This window comes from Streptomyces sp. NPDC058877 (assembly GCF_042742855.1).
Taxonomy (GTDB): domain Bacteria; phylum Actinomycetota; class Actinomycetes; order Streptomycetales; family Streptomycetaceae; genus Streptomyces.
The window spans coordinates 1-16,134 of the sequence record NZ_JBHYMF010000073.1 but is presented as its reverse complement, the minus strand read 5'-3'; the positions used below and the strand labels follow the sequence as shown (position 1 = coordinate 16,134).

At 71.4% G+C, this 16,134-nt stretch carries 15 protein-coding genes and 1 pseudogene; 13 read left to right on the top strand and 3 right to left on the bottom strand.

The annotated features are described in order from the left end of the window. The first annotated feature begins 58 nt into the window (after positions 1 to 58). Positions 59 to 580, top strand: a complete 522-nt coding sequence (locus tag ACFW2Y_RS18645; protein WP_384880088.1) for an ATP-binding protein — start codon at positions 59 to 61, stop codon at positions 578 to 580. Here ACFW2Y_RS18645 and idi read toward each other — a convergent pair. The 3 genes and pseudogenes from idi to ACFW2Y_RS18630 form a co-directional block, all read right to left on the bottom strand. Beyond that, the gene (gene idi / locus ACFW2Y_RS18640; RefSeq protein ID WP_384880043.1) at positions 546 to 1,166 is read right to left on the bottom strand and encodes an isopentenyl-diphosphate Delta-isomerase; all 621 of its coding nucleotides are present in this window, start codon (positions 1,164 to 1,166) and stop codon (positions 546 to 548) included. The two genes, ACFW2Y_RS18645 and idi, sit on opposite strands and share 35 nt — an antisense overlap. 152 nt (positions 1,167 to 1,318) lie before the next feature. After that, positions 1,319 to 1,867 (bottom strand): annotated as a pseudogene (locus tag ACFW2Y_RS18635) (GNAT family N-acetyltransferase); the annotation flags it as partial. 278 nt (positions 1,868 to 2,145) lie between these two features. After that, complete coding sequence (locus tag ACFW2Y_RS18630) at positions 2,146 to 3,087, bottom strand: cation diffusion facilitator family transporter (RefSeq protein ID WP_384880040.1); 942 nt, start codon at positions 3,085 to 3,087, stop codon at positions 2,146 to 2,148. A 458-nt stretch (positions 3,088 to 3,545) separates the two neighbouring features. Between ACFW2Y_RS18630 and ACFW2Y_RS18625 the strand changes: the two genes are divergently transcribed. From ACFW2Y_RS18625 to ACFW2Y_RS18570, 12 genes are all read left to right on the top strand, one after another. Next, a complete protein-coding gene (locus ACFW2Y_RS18625) occupies positions 3,546 to 5,309 on the top strand; it encodes a DUF5941 domain-containing protein (protein WP_384880085.1) in 1,764 nt (587 codons plus the stop codon). Next, positions 5,306 to 6,043 carry a sugar phosphate nucleotidyltransferase gene (locus tag ACFW2Y_RS18620; RefSeq protein ID WP_384880038.1) on the top strand — a complete coding sequence of 246 codons (738 nt, stop codon included), beginning with the start codon at positions 5,306 to 5,308 and terminating at the stop codon, positions 6,041 to 6,043. Before ACFW2Y_RS18625 ends, ACFW2Y_RS18620 begins: the two co-directional genes overlap by 4 nt. After that, positions 6,031 to 7,092 (top strand): iron-containing alcohol dehydrogenase family protein, encoded by a 1,062-nt coding sequence (locus ACFW2Y_RS18615; RefSeq protein WP_384880035.1) that lies wholly within the window; start codon positions 6,031 to 6,033, stop codon positions 7,090 to 7,092. Before ACFW2Y_RS18620 ends, ACFW2Y_RS18615 begins: the two co-directional genes overlap by 13 nt. After that, positions 7,070 to 7,849, top strand: a complete 780-nt coding sequence (locus ACFW2Y_RS18610) for a CDP-alcohol phosphatidyltransferase family protein (protein ID WP_384880032.1) — start codon at positions 7,070 to 7,072, stop codon at positions 7,847 to 7,849. The genes ACFW2Y_RS18615 and ACFW2Y_RS18610 overlap by 23 nt, the downstream gene beginning before the upstream one ends. Positions 7,850 to 7,896: 47 nt before the next feature. Continuing rightward, a complete protein-coding gene (locus tag ACFW2Y_RS18605) occupies positions 7,897 to 8,742 on the top strand; it encodes a glycosyltransferase family 2 protein (protein ID WP_384880083.1) in 846 nt (281 codons plus the stop codon). A 49-nt stretch (positions 8,743 to 8,791) separates the two neighbouring features. Continuing rightward, the gene (locus ACFW2Y_RS18600) at positions 8,792 to 9,724 is read left to right on the top strand and encodes an ABC transporter permease (protein WP_384880029.1); all 933 of its coding nucleotides are present in this window, start codon (positions 8,792 to 8,794) and stop codon (positions 9,722 to 9,724) included. After that, positions 9,717 to 10,502: an ABC transporter ATP-binding protein gene (locus ACFW2Y_RS18595; RefSeq protein ID WP_384880026.1), complete on the top strand. Its 786-nt coding sequence runs from the start codon at positions 9,717 to 9,719 to the stop codon at positions 10,500 to 10,502. The genes ACFW2Y_RS18600 and ACFW2Y_RS18595 overlap by 8 nt, the downstream gene beginning before the upstream one ends. 209 nt (positions 10,503 to 10,711) lie before the next feature. Continuing rightward, entirely contained in the window at positions 10,712 to 11,359 is a 648-nt protein-coding gene (locus ACFW2Y_RS18590) for a TetR/AcrR family transcriptional regulator (protein WP_384880023.1), read from the top strand. A gap of 301 nt (positions 11,360 to 11,660) precedes the next feature. Further along, on the top strand, positions 11,661 to 12,572 hold the full coding sequence (gene hpnC, locus ACFW2Y_RS18585) for a squalene synthase HpnC (protein ID WP_384880021.1): 912 nt from the start codon (positions 11,661 to 11,663) through the stop codon (positions 12,570 to 12,572). Beyond that, on the top strand, positions 12,569 to 13,519 hold the full coding sequence (gene hpnD / locus ACFW2Y_RS18580) for a presqualene diphosphate synthase HpnD (protein WP_384880018.1): 951 nt from the start codon (positions 12,569 to 12,571) through the stop codon (positions 13,517 to 13,519). The genes hpnC and hpnD overlap by 4 nt, the downstream gene beginning before the upstream one ends. 118 nt (positions 13,520 to 13,637) lie before the next feature. Continuing rightward, positions 13,638 to 15,038, top strand: a complete 1,401-nt coding sequence (hpnE, locus tag ACFW2Y_RS18575; RefSeq protein WP_384880015.1) for a hydroxysqualene dehydroxylase HpnE — start codon at positions 13,638 to 13,640, stop codon at positions 15,036 to 15,038. Then, positions 15,035 to 16,134: polyprenyl synthetase family protein (locus ACFW2Y_RS18570; RefSeq protein WP_384880013.1), on the top strand; the 1,100-nt coding region annotated here is incomplete at its 3' end. The genes hpnE and ACFW2Y_RS18570, both read left to right, overlap by 4 nt.

Genomic DNA, 16,134 nt, shown 5'->3' with positions numbered 1-16,134 from the left:
GCGCATTGTCAAGACTCGATCCGTGGCGAGAATCGAGCACGAGGCTGGGAACGGGGCCGTGGAGACCCACGGAGCGACTCCCGCCCAGCAACCGTCCTACGAAGGAGTCTGGCGCTTCACCGCTGCAGCGGTCGACGTCTCCGTCCCGCAGGCCCGGCACGCCGTACGCGACCTACTGGTCCGTCAGGGCGCCCCCGTCCACGAGGAGGTCATGGACGGCCTGCTGTTGATCGTCTCCGAGCTGGTGACCAATGCGGTGCGGCACGCGGCGCTGCTCTCCCCGGAGATAGCGGTGGAGGTCTCGATCGGTCCCGAGTGGGTCAGGGTCTCGGTCGAGGACAACCATCCGTACCGTCCGAAGGCTCTGGAGGCCGATTGGGGACAGACGGGAGGGCGGGGCCTGCTCCTGGTCCGCGAGATCGCGCAGGAGGCCGGTGGCTCCTGCGACGTCGAGCACACCGCGAGCGGAGGGAAGATCATCTGGGCGGCGCTGCCCCTGGCTCCGATGGCACCCGGGCCAGGGGGAGCGCCCTGCGCTCCGGCGGTCACCAGCCCCCGGACGGACCCGTCAGCTCCCTGATCGCCGGACGCGCCGCGTCCAGGACCGTCATGAACCAGGCGGAGAAGGGTGCAGCCGCGTGCCGCTCGGCCAGCTCGGCGGGGCCGACGAAGGCGGTGTCCTCGATCTCCTCCGGGTCGGGCTGCGGCTTCTCCTGCACCAGGCCGACGAAGAGGTGGTTGAACTCCTGTTCCACCAGTCCCGAGGCCGGGTCCGGGTGGTTGTAGCGAACGGTGCCGGCCGCCGCGAGCAGCGTGGGCGAGACGCCCAGCTCCTCGAAGGTGCGCCGGGCCGCCGCGGCGAACGGCGCCTCGCCCGGGTAGGGGTGGCCGCAGCAGGTGTTCGACCACACGCCGGGGGAGTGGTACTTGCCGAGCGCCCGCCGCTGCAGCAACAGCCGGCCCGACTCGTCGAAGAGGAAGACGGAGAAGGCGCGGTGGAGCTGGCCGGGCGCCTGGTGGGCGGCGAGCTTCTCCGCGGTGCCGATCGTCCTCCCCTCCTCGTCGACCAGTTCGAGCATGATCGGCGCCGGGGCTCCGGACGGCTGGACGCCGTTGGACGCGGTCTCCGGCGAGATCTGAGCCGTGGTGGCTGGTGTGGTCGGCATACCCATCCTTCGCATCGGTCCTCGGCCCGGTGGGGCCACCACAGTGTGCCGTACAAAAGCGGCTTGTCCGTACTTCGTCGGCCGGGCGCGGCGGCTCCCACCGCACCGGAGCACAACCGGTGTGGTGGGAGCGAGGGGGGTGAAAACAGGCACTACACCCCGAAAGGCGCCGGATATGCGAGGGTGCCCGAAGGAACGGGAATCGAGGCGTCCAGCACCAGTGCCATCATCGCCTCGTCCGGGACCTCGAAACCTGGCTTGATTCCGTACTCGGAAGCCCGTGCGAACCCGAACCGCGGGTAGTACTCCGGATGGCCCAGGACGAGTACGAGTGACTCGCCCTGCAGTCGCGCCGCGTCGAGCACGGCACGGACGACGGCCTGTCCGGCTCCCGCCCGCTGGTGCTCGGGGGCCACCGAGACCGGGGCGAGCGCCCCGGCAGGGACGTCGCCGACCAGGCAGCGGGTGATCAGGGCGTGCGCCGCGACCGTGCCGTCCGGGGCCTCGGCGACGTAGGACAGCCCGGGTAGCCAGGCGTCGTCGGTCCGGAGCGCATCGACCAGATCGGCCTCGGACTCCGACCCGAAGGCGGCCGTCACGACCCGGCGGATCGCCCCGGCCTCCCCGTCCGTTTCGGGGCGGGTGGGCCAGCGCGGATCGGTGGGGCGCGGGACGGGACGGGCGTGCCCGTGGCTCCGTCCGGGAAGGGCGGGGTGCGCGGTGGAGGAGGTAAGGGGGGAGGTGTTGTCGGTCAAGGTGGAAACCCTTGGTGAAGGGGGTCCCGGCCGACGACGTGACGTACCGGTGGGAGGGCCGGGATCAGGTCAGCCGGAGACTCGGAAGCTGAAGGACGACCGGGCGCTGCCGCACGGGGCGGCCTCCATTGCGACGGTCATCAACCCCAACTCCTTTCCGTACGCGTTCCGTGGGAAAGGCTAACAGGCGGCGGCCCGTCGGGGCCGCCGCCCGGGGTGCGGGCTCAGAGGCAGAGCTTCGCCTCGTGCTCCGCGTGGCCGACCGGCTCCAGCTGGAAGGTGCAGTGCTCCACGTCGAAGTGCGAGCCCAGGCAGCCCTGGAGGTCGTGCAGCATCTTCTCGTGGCCGACCGAGTCCAGGGCGTCCTGGTCGACGACCACGTGCGCCGAGAGCACCGGCATGCCCGAGGTGATCGTCCAGGCGTGCAGGTCGTGCACGTCCTCGACGCCCGGCAGGGCCAGGATGTGCGAGCGCACTTCCGCCATGTCGACGCCCTTCGGGGCCGCCTCCAGGAGCACGTCCAGGGTCTCGCGCAGCAACTTGATCGTGCGCGGCACGATCATCAGGCCGATCACGATCGAGGCGATCGGGTCCGCGTACTGCCAGCCGGTGGCCAGGATGATGCCGGCCGCGACGATCACCGTGACCGAACCCAAGGCGTCCGCGAGCACCTCCAGGTACGCCCCGCGGACGTTGAGGCTCTCCTTCTGCCCCCGCATGAGCAGCGACAGCGAGATCACATTGGCGACCAGGCCGATGACCGCGAACGCGATCGCCAGGCCGCCCTTGGTCTCGGCCGGTTCGATGAACCGCTGGATCGCCTCGTACAGCACGTATCCGCCGACGCCGAGCAGCAGCAGACAGTTCGCGAGCGCCGCCAGGATCTCGGCCCGGGCGTACCCGAAGGTGCGGTTCCCCGACGGCGGGCGGTTCGCGAAGTGGATCGCGAGCAGTGCCATCGCGAGCCCGACCGCGTCGGTCGCCATGTGGGCCGCGTCCGCGATCAGCGCGAGCGAGTCGGCGAGCAGGCCGCCGACGATCTCGACCACCATCACGGAGAGCGTGATGCCGAGCGCGATCCGCAGCCGGTTCCGGTACGCGGCTGCGGCCGTTCCCGTCGGCGGCGGGCCGCCGTGGCTGTGCCCGTGGTCGTGTCCAGCCCCCATGACAAGGCCTCCAGGTCGTGTCGTCCGGGTGTCGCTCGGTGGTCTCCGATTCGCAAGTGAACTACGGGTGGGGGGTATCTGCAACACGGTACTGAACACCGTTGTCATATGCTCTGACCTGCAAGGACAGGAGAGGAGCGCCCCGTTTCGGTCAGGCCTCCGCGCCGGGGTTTGTGGGACGGGCTGCCGATCGCCCATGATGATCTCCGCCACACGGCGCGCACCCGCACGGACGCGGAAGGTCACGGGGGAGTCCTGCCGGCGAAGCCTCGGTGAACTCACGCTCCGTACATCCGATAGCCTCAGCCGACGTGTCGTCGCCCGGTGCCGGGCCGCACCGCCGCGCCGGGGGCCGCCATGGCTCCGCCGGCCCCTCCGTCAGCTCCAAGGAGTGAGTTCGTCTGTCGACCGCCATCCTCACCGGCCCCCCGGCACCCGGATCCTCGCTCGACGGCGATCTGCGGTCGCTCGGCTTCGACGTCCGGACCGCCGCTGACGCCGAGGAAGCCGGTGCCCTGCTGGCCGCCGTCCCGACGGGTGAGCGCGTCGCGCTCGTCGACGCCCGGTTCGTCGGCCACCTGCACGCCCTGCGCCTCGCCCTCACCGACCCCCGCTTCCCCGCGGTCGCCGCCCCGGGCGCGCTCGCCGTGCAGCGCGAGGCCCGCCCGGCCCTGACCCGAGCCCTGGGTGCGGTCTCCGCGCCCCCGGCAGCCCCCGGCGCGGACACGCTCACGGACTCGGCCGCCCTCACCGACGCACTCGCCGAGCGGCTCGATGCCGACGGCGTCGCCGTCCACCGGCCCCAGCTCGGCACCCTGGTCGCCACCGTGCCCGCCGATGCCGAAGCCCGCCACGAGGCCCGCGCCGCCGTCGCCGCGGTCGACGACGAGGCCGTGCGCCTCCGCTCGGCCGTCAAGGCGCACGACGGCTTCTTCACCACCTTCTTCATCAGCCCGTACTCGCGCTACATCGCCCGCTGGTGCGCGCGCCGCGGGCTCACCCCCAACCAGGTCACGACGGCCTCGCTGCTCACCGCCCTCGTCGCGGCCGGCTGCGCGGCCACCGGCGAACGCGCCGGCTACGTCGCGGCCGGCGTGCTCCTCCTGGTCTCCTTCGTCCTCGACTGCACCGATGGGCAGCTCGCCCGCTACGCACTCAAGTACTCGACGATGGGGGCCTGGCTCGACGCCACCTTCGACCGGGTCAAGGAGTACGCCTTCTACGCGGGCCTCGCCCTCGGTGCCGCCCGCAACGGAGACGACGTCTGGGGCCTGGCGCTCGGTGCCATGGTCCTCATGACCTGCCGGCACGTCGTGGACTTCTCCTTCAACGAGGCCAACCACGACGCCACGGCCAACACCAGTCCCACCGCCGCCCTCTCCAGCAGGCTGGACGGCGTCGGGTGGACGGTCTGGGTCCGCCGCATGATCATCCTGCCGATCGGCGAGCGCTGGGCGATGATCGCCGTCCTCACCGCCGTCACCACCCCCCGGGTCGTCTTCTGGGCACTGATCGTCGGCTGCGCGTTCGGCGCCTGCTACACCACGGCCGGCCGCGTCCTGCGTTCCCTGACCCGCAAGGCGCAGCGCACCGACCGGGCGGCCCGGGCACTGGCGGACCTGGCGGACTCGGGGCCGCTCGCCGAACTCCAGGCCCGGATGCTGCGGGGCCGTACCGGAGCGATCGGAGCCCCCGTCTGCATCGCCGTCCTCGGTGCCGTCCTGATGGTCACGGCCGCGCTGGTCCTGCCGTTCGGCGACGTCCGACTGGTGCCCGTCGCGGTGCTCTACGTGATGGCCGCGGGCCTGGCCGCCGCACGCCCCCTCAAGGGCGCCCTCGACTGGCTCGTTCCGCCGGTCTTCCGGGCCGCCGAGTACACCACCGTCCTCGTGCTCGCCGCCCGCTCGGACTCACCGCAGGCCCTGCCCGCCGCATTCGGGCTGGTCGCAGCGGTCGCCTACCATCACTACGACACGGTGTACCGCATTCGCGGCGGCACCGGCGCGCCGCCCGCCTGGCTGGTGCGCATCACCGGCGGACACGAGGGGCGCACGCTCCTGGTGACCGTCCTCGCCGCCCTGCTGGCGGGCCGTGGCGACGACTTCACCCTGGCACTGACCGTGCTCGCGGTCGCCGTCGCGCTGGTGGTGCTCGTGGAGTCCATCCGCTTCTGGGTCTCCTCCGGAGCACCCGCCGTTCACGACGAAGGAGAAACAGCATGATCGGCCTCGTACTGGCAGCCGGTGCCGGACGGCGTCTGCGCCCCTACACCGACACCCTTCCGAAGGCCCTCGTGCCTGTGGACGGTGACACCACCGTCCTCGACCTCACGCTGAAGAACTTCGCAGAGATCGGCCTCACCGAGGTCGCGATCGTCGTCGGCTACCGCAAGGAGGCCGTCTACGACCGCAAGGAGGCCCTGGAGGCCAAGTACGGCCTCAAGCTCACCCTCGTCGACAACGACAAGGCCGAGGAGTGGAACAACGCCTACTCCCTGTGGTGCGCCCGTGAGGTCCTCAAGCGCGGCGTGATCCTCGCCAACGGCGACACGGTCCACCCGGTCTCCGTCGAGAAGACCCTGCTCGCCGCCCGCGGCAACGGACAGAAGATCATCCTCGCCCTCGACACGGTGAAGAACCTCGCCGACGAGGAGATGAAGGTCATCACCGCCGAGGGCAAGGGCGTCCAGCGCATCACCAAGCTGATGGACCCGGCCACCGCCACCGGCGAGTACATCGGCGTCACGCTGATCGAGGCCGAGGCCGCCGAGGAGCTCGCCGACGCCCTCAAGGCCACCTTCGAGCGCGACCCCGACCTGTACTACGAGGACGGCTACCAGGAGCTCGTCAACCGGGGCTTCACCGTCGACGTGGCACCCATCGGCGACGTCAAGTGGGTCGAGATCGACAACCACGACGACCTGGCGAAGGGCCGTGAGATCGCGTGCCAGTACTGACCCGGCTGATCCCTTCGCCGGTCGTCGTCGACATCCGCAGGGGAGCACTGGACGACCTGTCCGTGCTCCTCGCGGACCAGCGGATCTCCAGCAACGGCAAGATCGCCGTCACCATCAGTGGCGGCTCGGGGCTCAAGCTGCGTGACCACTTCGCCCCCGAGCTGCCGGGCGCCGACTGGTACCCGGTGTCGGGCGGCACCATCGACGAAGCGGTGCGGCTGGCCGACGCCATGCGCGGCAAGCGGTACGACGCCGTGGTCGCCCTCGGCGGCGGCAAGATCATCGACGTGACGAAGTACGCGGCGGCCCGGGTCGGGCTGCCGCTGGTGGCCATCGCCACCAACCTGTCGCACGACGGCATCTGCTCCCCGGTGTCCACCCTGGACAACGACAACGGCCGCGGCTCCTACGGCGTGCCCACCCCGATCGCGCTGGTCATCGACCTCGACGTGATCCGGGACGCCCCCGTGCGGTACGTCCGCTCCGGCATCGGCGACGCGATCTCGAACCTCTCCGCCATCGAGGACTGGGAGCTCTCGCACCGGGAGACCGGCGAGCCCGTCGACGGTCTGGCCGCGGCCATGGCCCGCAGTGCCGGCGAGGCGGTGCTCCGCCACCCCGGTGGCGTGGGCGACGACGACTTCCTCGTCACGCTCTCCGAGGGCCTGGTGATGTCCGGCATCGCCATGTCCATCAGCGGCGACACCCGCCCCTCCTCGGGCGCCTGCCACGAGATCAGCCACGCCTTCGACCTGCTGTTCCCGACGCGCGCGGCCAGCCACGGCGAGCAGTGCGGTCTCGGTGCGGCCTTCGCGATGCACCTGCGCGGTGCGCGGGAGGCCTCCGCCGTCATGGTCGAGACCCTGCGCCGGCACGGCCTGCCCGTGCTGCCCGAGGAGATGGGCTTCACCCCGGACGAGTTCGTCCGGGCGGTCTCCTTCGCCCCGCAGACCCGACCGGGCCGCTTCACCATCCTCGAACACCTCGACCTGTCCGACGAAGAGATCAGGGACGCGTACGCCGACTATGCAAAAGCCATCGGTAGCTGAGCTCAGGCCGGTCGTTCACCCCCCGGGCGTGAAGGACCGGCGGAGCGGTGAGCACTGGGGCGGCCGTCTGTACATGCGGGAGATCTCGCTGCGGATCACCCGCCACCTCGTCAGCACCCGGGTCACCCCGAACCAGCTCACCTACGTCATGACGCTCGCCGGCCTGCTCGCCGCCCCGGCGCTGCTGGTGCCGGGGATCCCGGGGGCCCTGCTCGGCGCCCTCATGGTCCAGCTCTACCTGCTGCTCGACTGCGTCGACGGCGAGGTGGCCCGCTGGAAGAAGCAGTTCTCGCTGTCCGGCGTCTACCTGGACCGGGTCGGCGCCTATCTGTGTGACGCGGCCGTGCTCGTCGGTTTCGGCCTGCGCGCCGCCGACCCGTGGGGCTCCGGCCGGATCGACTGGCTGTGGGCCTTCCTGGGCACGCTCGCCGCGCTCGGTGCCGTCCTGATCAAGGCCGAGACCGACCTCGTCGGGGTGGCCCGCCACCAGGGCGGTCTCCCTCCGGTCAAGGAAGCCGCGTCCGAGCCGCGCTCCTCCGGCATGGCGCTGGCCCGCCGTGCCGCCGCAGCGCTCAAGTTCCACCGGCTGGTCCTCGGCATCGAGGCCTCGCTGCTCATCGTGGTCCTGGCGATCGCGGACCAGATCAGGGGAGACCTCTTCTTCTCCCGACTGGGCGTCGCGGTCCTCGCCGGCATCGCGATGCTCCAGACCGTGCTGCACCTGGTGTCGATCATGGTCTCCAGCAGGCTGAAGTGAGTCCGACCGTCGGTACGCCGCTCAGGGTGGGAGCCGTCGTCATCACGATGGGCGACCGCCCCGACGACCTGCGTGCGCTCATCGACTCGGTGGCCGAGCAGGAAGGCGCCCCGGTCGAGGTCGTCGTCGTCGGTCAGGGCACCCCGGTCGCCGGGGTGCCCGACTGGGTCCGGACCGTCGAGCTGCCGGAGAACCTCGGCATCCCCGGCGGCCGGAACGTCGGCATCGAGGCCTTCGGTCCCGGCGGCACCGACGTCGACGTCCTGCTCTTCCTCGACGACGACGGGCGGCTCGCCCACACGGACACCGCCGAACTGGTCCGGCAGGCCTTCACCGCTGATCCCCGCCTCGGCATCGTCAGCTTCCGGATCGCCGATCCGGAGACCGGCCTCACCCAGCGCCGGCACGTTCCGCGGCTGCGCGCCGTCGACCCGATGCGCTCCTCGCGGGTGACCACGTTCCTCGGCGGTGCCAACGCCGTCCGCACCAAGGTGTTCGCCGAAGTGGGCCTCCTGCCGGAGGAGTTCTTCTACGCACACGAGGAGACCGACCTCGCCTGGCGCGCGCTCGACGCCGGCTGGATGATCGACTACCGTTCCGACATGGTGCTGTTGCACCCCACCACGGCCCCATCCCGGCACGCTTCGTACCACTTCAACGTGGCCCGCAACCGAGTGTGGCTGGCACGTCGCAATCTGCCCGCACCCCTGGTGCCGGTCTACCTCGGCGTCTGGCTCCTGCTCACCCTGGCCCGGCGGCCCTCGCTCTCCGCGCTGAAGGCGTGGCTCGGCGGATTCCGCACCGGCTGGACGACCCCCTGCGGACCGCGCCGCCCCATGAGGTGGCGTACGGTGTGGCGGCTGACCCGGCTGGGTCGTCCCCCGGTCGTCTGACATCGTGGTACCCGACGTGCCGCGCATCTTGAACACGGAAGTTTCGACTGTGAGTGACACACACCAGGGCGGAGCGGTCGCGACCAGCGCGCCCCCGCCCTCCGTCGGCGAGGGCCCGGAGCCGGCCGTCCTCGCCGCGCAGTACGGCCTCGCCGTCAGCGGGGCCCGGCCAGGACTGTTCGAGTACGTCCGCGACCTGTGGAGCCGCCGCCACTTCATCCTGGCCTTCTCCTCCGCGAAGCTGGCCGCCCAGTACAGCCAGGCCAAGCTGGGCCAGGTGTGGCAGGTCGCCACCCCACTGCTCAACGCCCTGGTCTACTACCTGATCTTCGGGTTGATCCTGGGGGCGGGCAGGGGGATGAGCGAGGACGTCTACATCCCGTTCCTGGTCACCGGCATCTTCGTGTTCACCTTCACCCAGAGCTCGGTCATGGCCGGCGTCCGGGCGATCTCCGGCAACCTCGGGCTCGTCCGGGCCCTGCACTTCCCGCGCGCCACCCTTCCGATCTCCTTCTCGCTCCAGCAGCTCCAGCAGCTGCTGTACTCGATGATCGTGCTGGTGGCGGTCGCGATCTCCTTCGGCAGCTACCCCTCCCTCCGGTGGCTGCTGGTCGTCCCGGCGCTGTTGCTGCAGTTCGTGTTCAACACGGGCCTCGCCATGATCGTGGCCAGGATGGGCGCCAAGACGCCCGACCTCGCCCAGCTGATGCCCTTCGTCATGCGCACCTGGATGTACGCCTCCGGCGTGATGTTCTCGATCAAGACCATGCTCGCCGACAAGCCGGCCTGGATCTCCGACCTGCTGATGTACAACCCGGCGGCCGTCTACATGGACCTGATGCGCTACGCCCTGATCGAGGGCTACAGCGCGCACAACCTGCCGGACCACGTCTGGGCCACCGCCCTGGCCTGGGCCCTGGTCTTCGGCGTCGGCGGCTTCGTCTACTTCTGGAAGGCCGAGGAGAGGTACGGCCGTGGCTGACACGAACCGGGGCGCCGTCCCCACCGTCATCTGCGACGACGTCCACATCGTCTACCGGGTCAACACCGGTGGCGGGGGCAAGGGCAGCGCCACCGCGGCGCTCAGCCGGATCGTGGGCCGAGGGAAGGCCGAGGTCTCCAGGGGCGTCCGCAAGGTCCACGCGGTCCGTGGCGTCACCTTCACCGCTTACCGGGGCGAGGCGATCGGCCTCATCGGCAGCAACGGCTCCGGCAAGTCCACCTTGCTGCGTGCCATCGCGGGCCTGCTCCCCACCGAGAGCGGCAAGGTCTACACCGACGGACAGCCCTCGCTCCTGGGCGTCAACGCCGCCCTCATGAACGACCTCACCGGCGAGCGCAACGTGATCCTGGGCGGCCTCGCCATGGGCATGAGCCGAGAGGAGGTGCGTTCCCGCTACGACGACATCGTCGACTTCTCCGGCATCAACGAGAAGGGCGATTTCATCAGCCTCCCCATGCGGACGTACTCCTCCGGCATGGGCGCCCGACTCCGGTTCGCCATTGCGGCGGCCAAGAACCACGACGTCCTCCTCATCGACGAGGCGCTGGCGACCGGCGACCGCAAGTTCCAGATCCGGTCCGAGGAGCGCATCCGCGAGCTCCGCAAGGAGGCCGGCACGGTCTTCCTGGTGAGCCACAGCAACAAGTCCATCCGGGACACCTGCGACCGGGTGCTCTGGCTGGAGAAGGGGCAGCTCCTGATGGACGGCCCCACGGACGAGGTCCTCAAGGCCTACGAGCGCGAGACCGCCCGCTGAGGGCGTCCGCGGCCCCGCGGATCCACGGGACGGACCCTTGGTCCCCGCACCCGTGCAGAGCCCCTTCCGGACGGCTTCCGGGAGGGGTTCCGTCGTCCTTCGGTCGCTCCTCCGTCCTCGGGGCGAAGCGGCGAACGCCTTCCTCCTTTCCCGCGCGTCGGGCCGCCACCTGGAATGTTCATGCGGTTAACTTCGGGCAGGATGGGCCCATGGCAGCGTTCTCGGCGGGAAAGACCTACCATCACGGCGATCTGCGCAACGCACTGATCTGCGCGGCCGTCGACCTCGCCACCGAGGGCGGCCCCGAGAGGGTCGTCCTCCGCGAGGCCGCCCGTCGGGTCGGCGTCTCGCCCACCGCCGCCTACCGTCACTTCGACGGGCGCGGCGAACTCCTCCGCGCCGTCAGGTCCCACGCCCGCCATGAGCTCGCCGCCTCCATGGAACGGGCCGCCGCCAGCGCTCCCGGTGCGGACGACCCCGTGCGGGCGGCCGAGAGCCGCATCGCCGCCCTCTGTCGCGGGTACGTCGGCTTCGCCCTGGAGCAGCCCGGACTCTATCGGGCCGCGTTCTGCCTGCCCCGACCCGTCGAGGCGGACGGTCACGCACCGGAGAGGCCGTGCGCCGAACCCGAACTCCGCGCGTTCACCCTGCTCGGGGAGGCGCTCGAAGCGCTGGCCCGGCCCGGGGTCGCGCGACCGGGCAGCCGACCCGTCGCCAGCGCCGCAGTGTGGTCGGCCGTGCACGGATTGTCACTCCTGCTCGTTGACGGGCCCCTCCGTCGACTCTCCCCCCAGGGCAGGCGCGTTGCCGTCGAGTCCACCCTCGCCATGGTGGTCTCCGGCGTCCACCCCCTCTGAATTCGAACTCCCTTGTGGTGGGCCGGTGTTGGAGGCCCCGACGGGGTGGGGTCGGGGTGCCGGCCACCCCGGAATGGCGAAGGTCGTCGTACAACGTAAGCTGGACCGGTCTGTTTCGCGGCAAGTAGGGCGATACCCCGCGGCCATCGGGCCCCGGTCGGCGGCCCCACGGTCAGGGGTCGGCGGCGTGTCCGAAATAGGATGGATTGGATCGGCAGTGTAGAACGGGAGACGTGACGGCCATGACGCAGAATCTCCAACTCCACGAGGGTGTCGCCGTCCCCCCGTCAGGAAGCGCCCAGTGACGCGGACCCGGCAGGCGCACGTCGACGCCTCCTCACACACCACGCTGGGCAAGGCCGCGGACGAGAACTTCCCCGTGGCCCCCTTCTTCCTGCCCCGCGCCTGGCGCGACGACCTGATGGCGATCTACGGCTACGCCCGGCTCGTCGACGACATCGGCGACGGCGACCTCGCCCCCGACGGCACCGACGCCCAGCACCTGGGGGTGGACCCCGAGGCCGCCGGAGACCGGCTCGCTCTTCTCGACGCCTTCGAGGCGGACCTCCACCGGGTCTTCGACTCCACCCCGCGCCACCCCCTGCTGCGCGCCCTCCAGCCGACCGTCCGCCACTGCGGGCTCACCCCCGCCCCCTTCCTCGGCCTGATCGCGGCCAATCGCCAGGACCAGCTGGTCAGCCGCTACGAGACCTACGAAGACCTCGTCGCCTACTGCGAGCTCTCCGCCAACCCCGTTGGCAGGCTCGTCCTCGGGATCACCGGAACGGCCACCCCCGAGCGGGTCCGGCGCTCCGACGAGATCTGCACCGCCCTCCAGATCGTCGAGCACCTCCAGGACGTCGCCGAGGACCTCGGCCGTGACCGGATCTACTTGCCCGCCGAGGACCTCAAGCGCTTCCACGTCACCGAGCGCGACCTCGCCGCCCCCACGGCCGGCGCCTCCGTGCGGGCCCTGATCGCCTTCGAAGCCGAGCGGGCCCGCGCCCTGCTCCACGCGGGCACCCCGCTCGTCAGCAGCGTCCACGGCAGACTCCGCCTCCTCCTCGCCGGATTCACCGCAGGGGGACTCGCGGCGCTCGACGCCGTCACCGACGCCGGGTACGACGTGCTGCCCGGCCCGCCCAAGCCCACCAAGCCGAGCCTGATGCGCCAGGCGGGAGCGGTACTGCTCCGGGCGCGGAGAGAGAGGTGAACGCGACCGTGGAGGCACAGCACCAGCCGTCCGCACCGGTCCAGGCCGCCTACAGCTACTGCGAAGCGGTCACCGGGCAGCAGGCCCGCAACTTCGCCTACGGGATCCGACTGCTCCCCGCAGAGAAGCGACAGGCGATGTCCGCGCTGTACGCCTTCTCGCGGCGCGTGGACGACATCGGCGACGGCACCCTCGCGCCCGACGTCAAACGGGAGCGACTCGAAGCCACCCGCGCACTGCTCGACCGGATCAGGGTCGGCGGGGTGGACGAGGACGACACCGACCCGGTCGCCGTCGCCCTCGCCGACTCGGCCCGCCGCTTCCCGATCCCGCTCGACGGCCTGGACGAGCTCATCGACGGTGTCCTGATGGACGTCCGCGGCGCGACCTACGAGACCTGGGACGACCTCAAGGTCTACTGCCGCTGCGTCGCCGGGGCGATCGGTCGGCTCTCCCTCGGCGTCTTCGGCACCCAACCCGGTGCCCACGGCGCCGACCGCGCCCCCGAGTACGCCGACACCCTGGGGCTCGCGCTCCAACTCACCAACATCCTCAGGGACGTGCGCGAGGACGCGGAGAACGGGCGCACCTACCTGCCCGCCGATGACCTCGCCAAGTTCGGCTGCGGCGACGGCTTCGGAAGCGATGCCCCGGCTCCCGGAGCCGATTTCGCGGGGCTCGTCCACTTCGAAGTGCGGCGCGCCAGAGCCCTTTTCGCCGAGGGCTACCACCTGCTGCCCATGCTCGACCGACGCAGCGGCGCCTGCGTCGCCGCCATGGCGGGCATCTACCGTCGCCTCCTCGACCGGATCGAGCGCGACCCCGAGGCCGTGCTGCGCGGTCGCGTCTCGCTCCCCGGTCGCGAGAAGGCCTACGTCGCGGTGCGCGGGCTCTCCGGCCTCGACACCCGACACATCGCCCGACGCTCAGGCAGGAGGCGCGTCTGATGCACCAGGCCCCCTCTGCCGCCGTCCTCCGGTCAACCCCGGGCTCCGCCCGGGCGTCCCTGTCCGGGGCGCGCCCCTGCGCCCCGGTCCGTCCCGGCACGACCCGAAAGGGGGGCGAGTGACCCACCAGGGAACCGAGCAGGACGCCCGGCAGCCCCGTGCCGTCGTCGTCGGCGGAGGGCTCGCCGGGATCACCGCCGCGCTCCAACTGGCCGGCACCGGCGTCCGGGTCACCCTGCTCGAAGGCCGACCCCGACTCGGCGGTCTGGCCTTTTCGTTCCGCCGCGGCGACCTGACCGTGGACAACGGCCAGCACGTCTACCTGCGCTGCTGCACCGCCTACCGCTGGTTCCTCGACCGGATCGACGGCGCACGGCTCGCCCCGCTCCAGGACCGCCTCGACGTCCCGGTCCTCGACGTCGGCCGCCCCCGCGGCCCCCGCCTCGGCCGGATCCGCCGCGACGACCTCCCCGTACCGCTGCACCTCGCGCGCAGCCTCGCCGGCTATCCGCACCTCTCCCTCGCCGAGCGCGCCTCCGTCGGCCGCGCCGCGCTGGCCCTCAAGCGGCTCGACCCCGCCGATCCGGCACTCGACGGAATCGACTTCGCCACCTGGCTCGGTCGGCACGGCCAGTCCCCGCGGGCCGTCGAGGCCCTCTGGGACCTCGTCGGCATCCCCACCCTCAACGCCCCCGCGCCACAGGCTTCCATGGGGCTCGCCGCGATGGTCTTCAAGACCGGGCTGCTCTCCGAACCCGGTGCCGCCGACATCGGCTGGGCCCACGTCCCGCTCGGCGAACTCCACGACACCCGGGCGGCGAAGGAGCTCGATGCCCTCGGCGTCCGCACCGCGCTCCGCACCAAGGTCGAGCGGATCTCCCGTACCGTCGAAGGCCTTTGGGCCGTCGACGTGCCCGGGGAGCGGATCCTCGCCGATGCCGTCGTCCTCGCCGTCCCCCAGCAGGAGACCCACGGCCTGCTGCCCGAGGGAGCCCTGGACGATCCCGACCGACTCCTCGACATCGGCACCGCCCCGATCCTCAACCTGCACGTCGTCTACGACCGCAGGGTGCTGAAGCAGCCCTTCTTCACCGCGCTGGGTTCCCCGGTGCAGTGGGTCTTCGACCGCACCGATTCCTCCGGACTCACCGGTGGCGGCCAGTACCTCGCCGTCTCCCAGTCCGCCGCCCAGGACGAGATCGACGAACCCGTCGCCGCCCTGCGCGAGAAGTACCTCCCGGCCCTGGAACGGCTGCTGCCCGCTGCCCGCGGCGCCGGAATCCGCGACTTCTTCGTCACCAGGGAGCGGACGGCCACGTTCGCTCCCGCCCCGGGCGTCGGCCGGCTCCGTCCGGGCGCCCGCACCCGGGCACCCGGCCTGTACCTGGCCGGGGCCTGGACCGCCACCGGCTGGCCCGCGACCATGGAGGGTGCCGTCCGTAGTGGTCTCACCGCCGCGGACGCCGCGCTCTCCGCCCTAGGCCGCCGCCATGACCATCCGCTGCAGGAGGCGGTATGAGTGTGAGTACCGGAACAAGAGGAGAGACCGTGCCGACAGTGCAGCCGGAGAATCCGGCCGTCGACACCGCGGACGTGTCCGCACTGCTGGAGCGGGGGCGGACCCTGTCCACCCCCGTACTGCGGGCGGCCGTCGACCGCCTCGCGCCGCCCATGGACACCGTGGCCGCCTACCACTTCGGCTGGATCGACGCACAGGGCAACCCCGTCGACGGCGACGGCGGCAAGGCCGTCCGCCCCGCGCTCGCCCTGCTGTCGGCCGAGGCCGCGGGCGCCGCCCCCGAGGTCGGGATCCCCGGTGCCGTCGCCGTCGAACTCGTCCACAACTTCTCGTTGCTCCACGACGACCTGATGGACGGCGACGAGCAGCGCCGTCATCGGGACACCGTGTGGAAGGTGCACGGCCCCGCGCAGGCGATCCTCGTCGGCGACGCGCTGTTCGCCCTCGCCAACGAGATCCTGCTCGAACTCGGCACCGTCGAAGCCGGCCGGGCCACCCGTCGGCTGACCACGGCCAGCCGCAAGCTCATCGACGGGCAGGCCCAGGACATCTCCTACGAACACCGCGAGCGGGTCACCGTCGAGGAGTGCCTGGAGATGGAGGGCAACAAGACGGGTGCCCTGCTCGCCTGTGCCGTCTCCATCGGTGCGGTCCTCGGTGGGGCCGACGACCGCACCGCGGACAAGCTGGAGGAGTACGGCTACCACCTCGGCCTGGCCTTCCAGGCGGTGGACGACCTGCTGGGCATCTGGGGCGATCCGGAGTCCACCGGCAAGCAGACCTGGAGCGACCTGCGCCAGCGCAAGAAGTCCCTTCCGGTCGTCGCCGCCCTCGCCGCGGGCGGGCCGGCCTCCGAGCAGCTCGGCGAGCTGCTGGCCGCGGACGCCAAGTCCATCGACTTCGAGAGTTTCTCCGAGGAGGAGTTCGCCACCCGTGCGGCCCTCATCGAGGAAGCGGGCGGTCGCGAGTGGACCGCCCAGGAGGCGCGCCGTCAGCACGCCGTCGCCCTCGACGCCCTGAACGGGGTGGACATGCCCGCCCGGGTGCGTGACCAGCTCACCGCGCTGGCCGATTTCGTGGTCGTGCGGAAGAGATG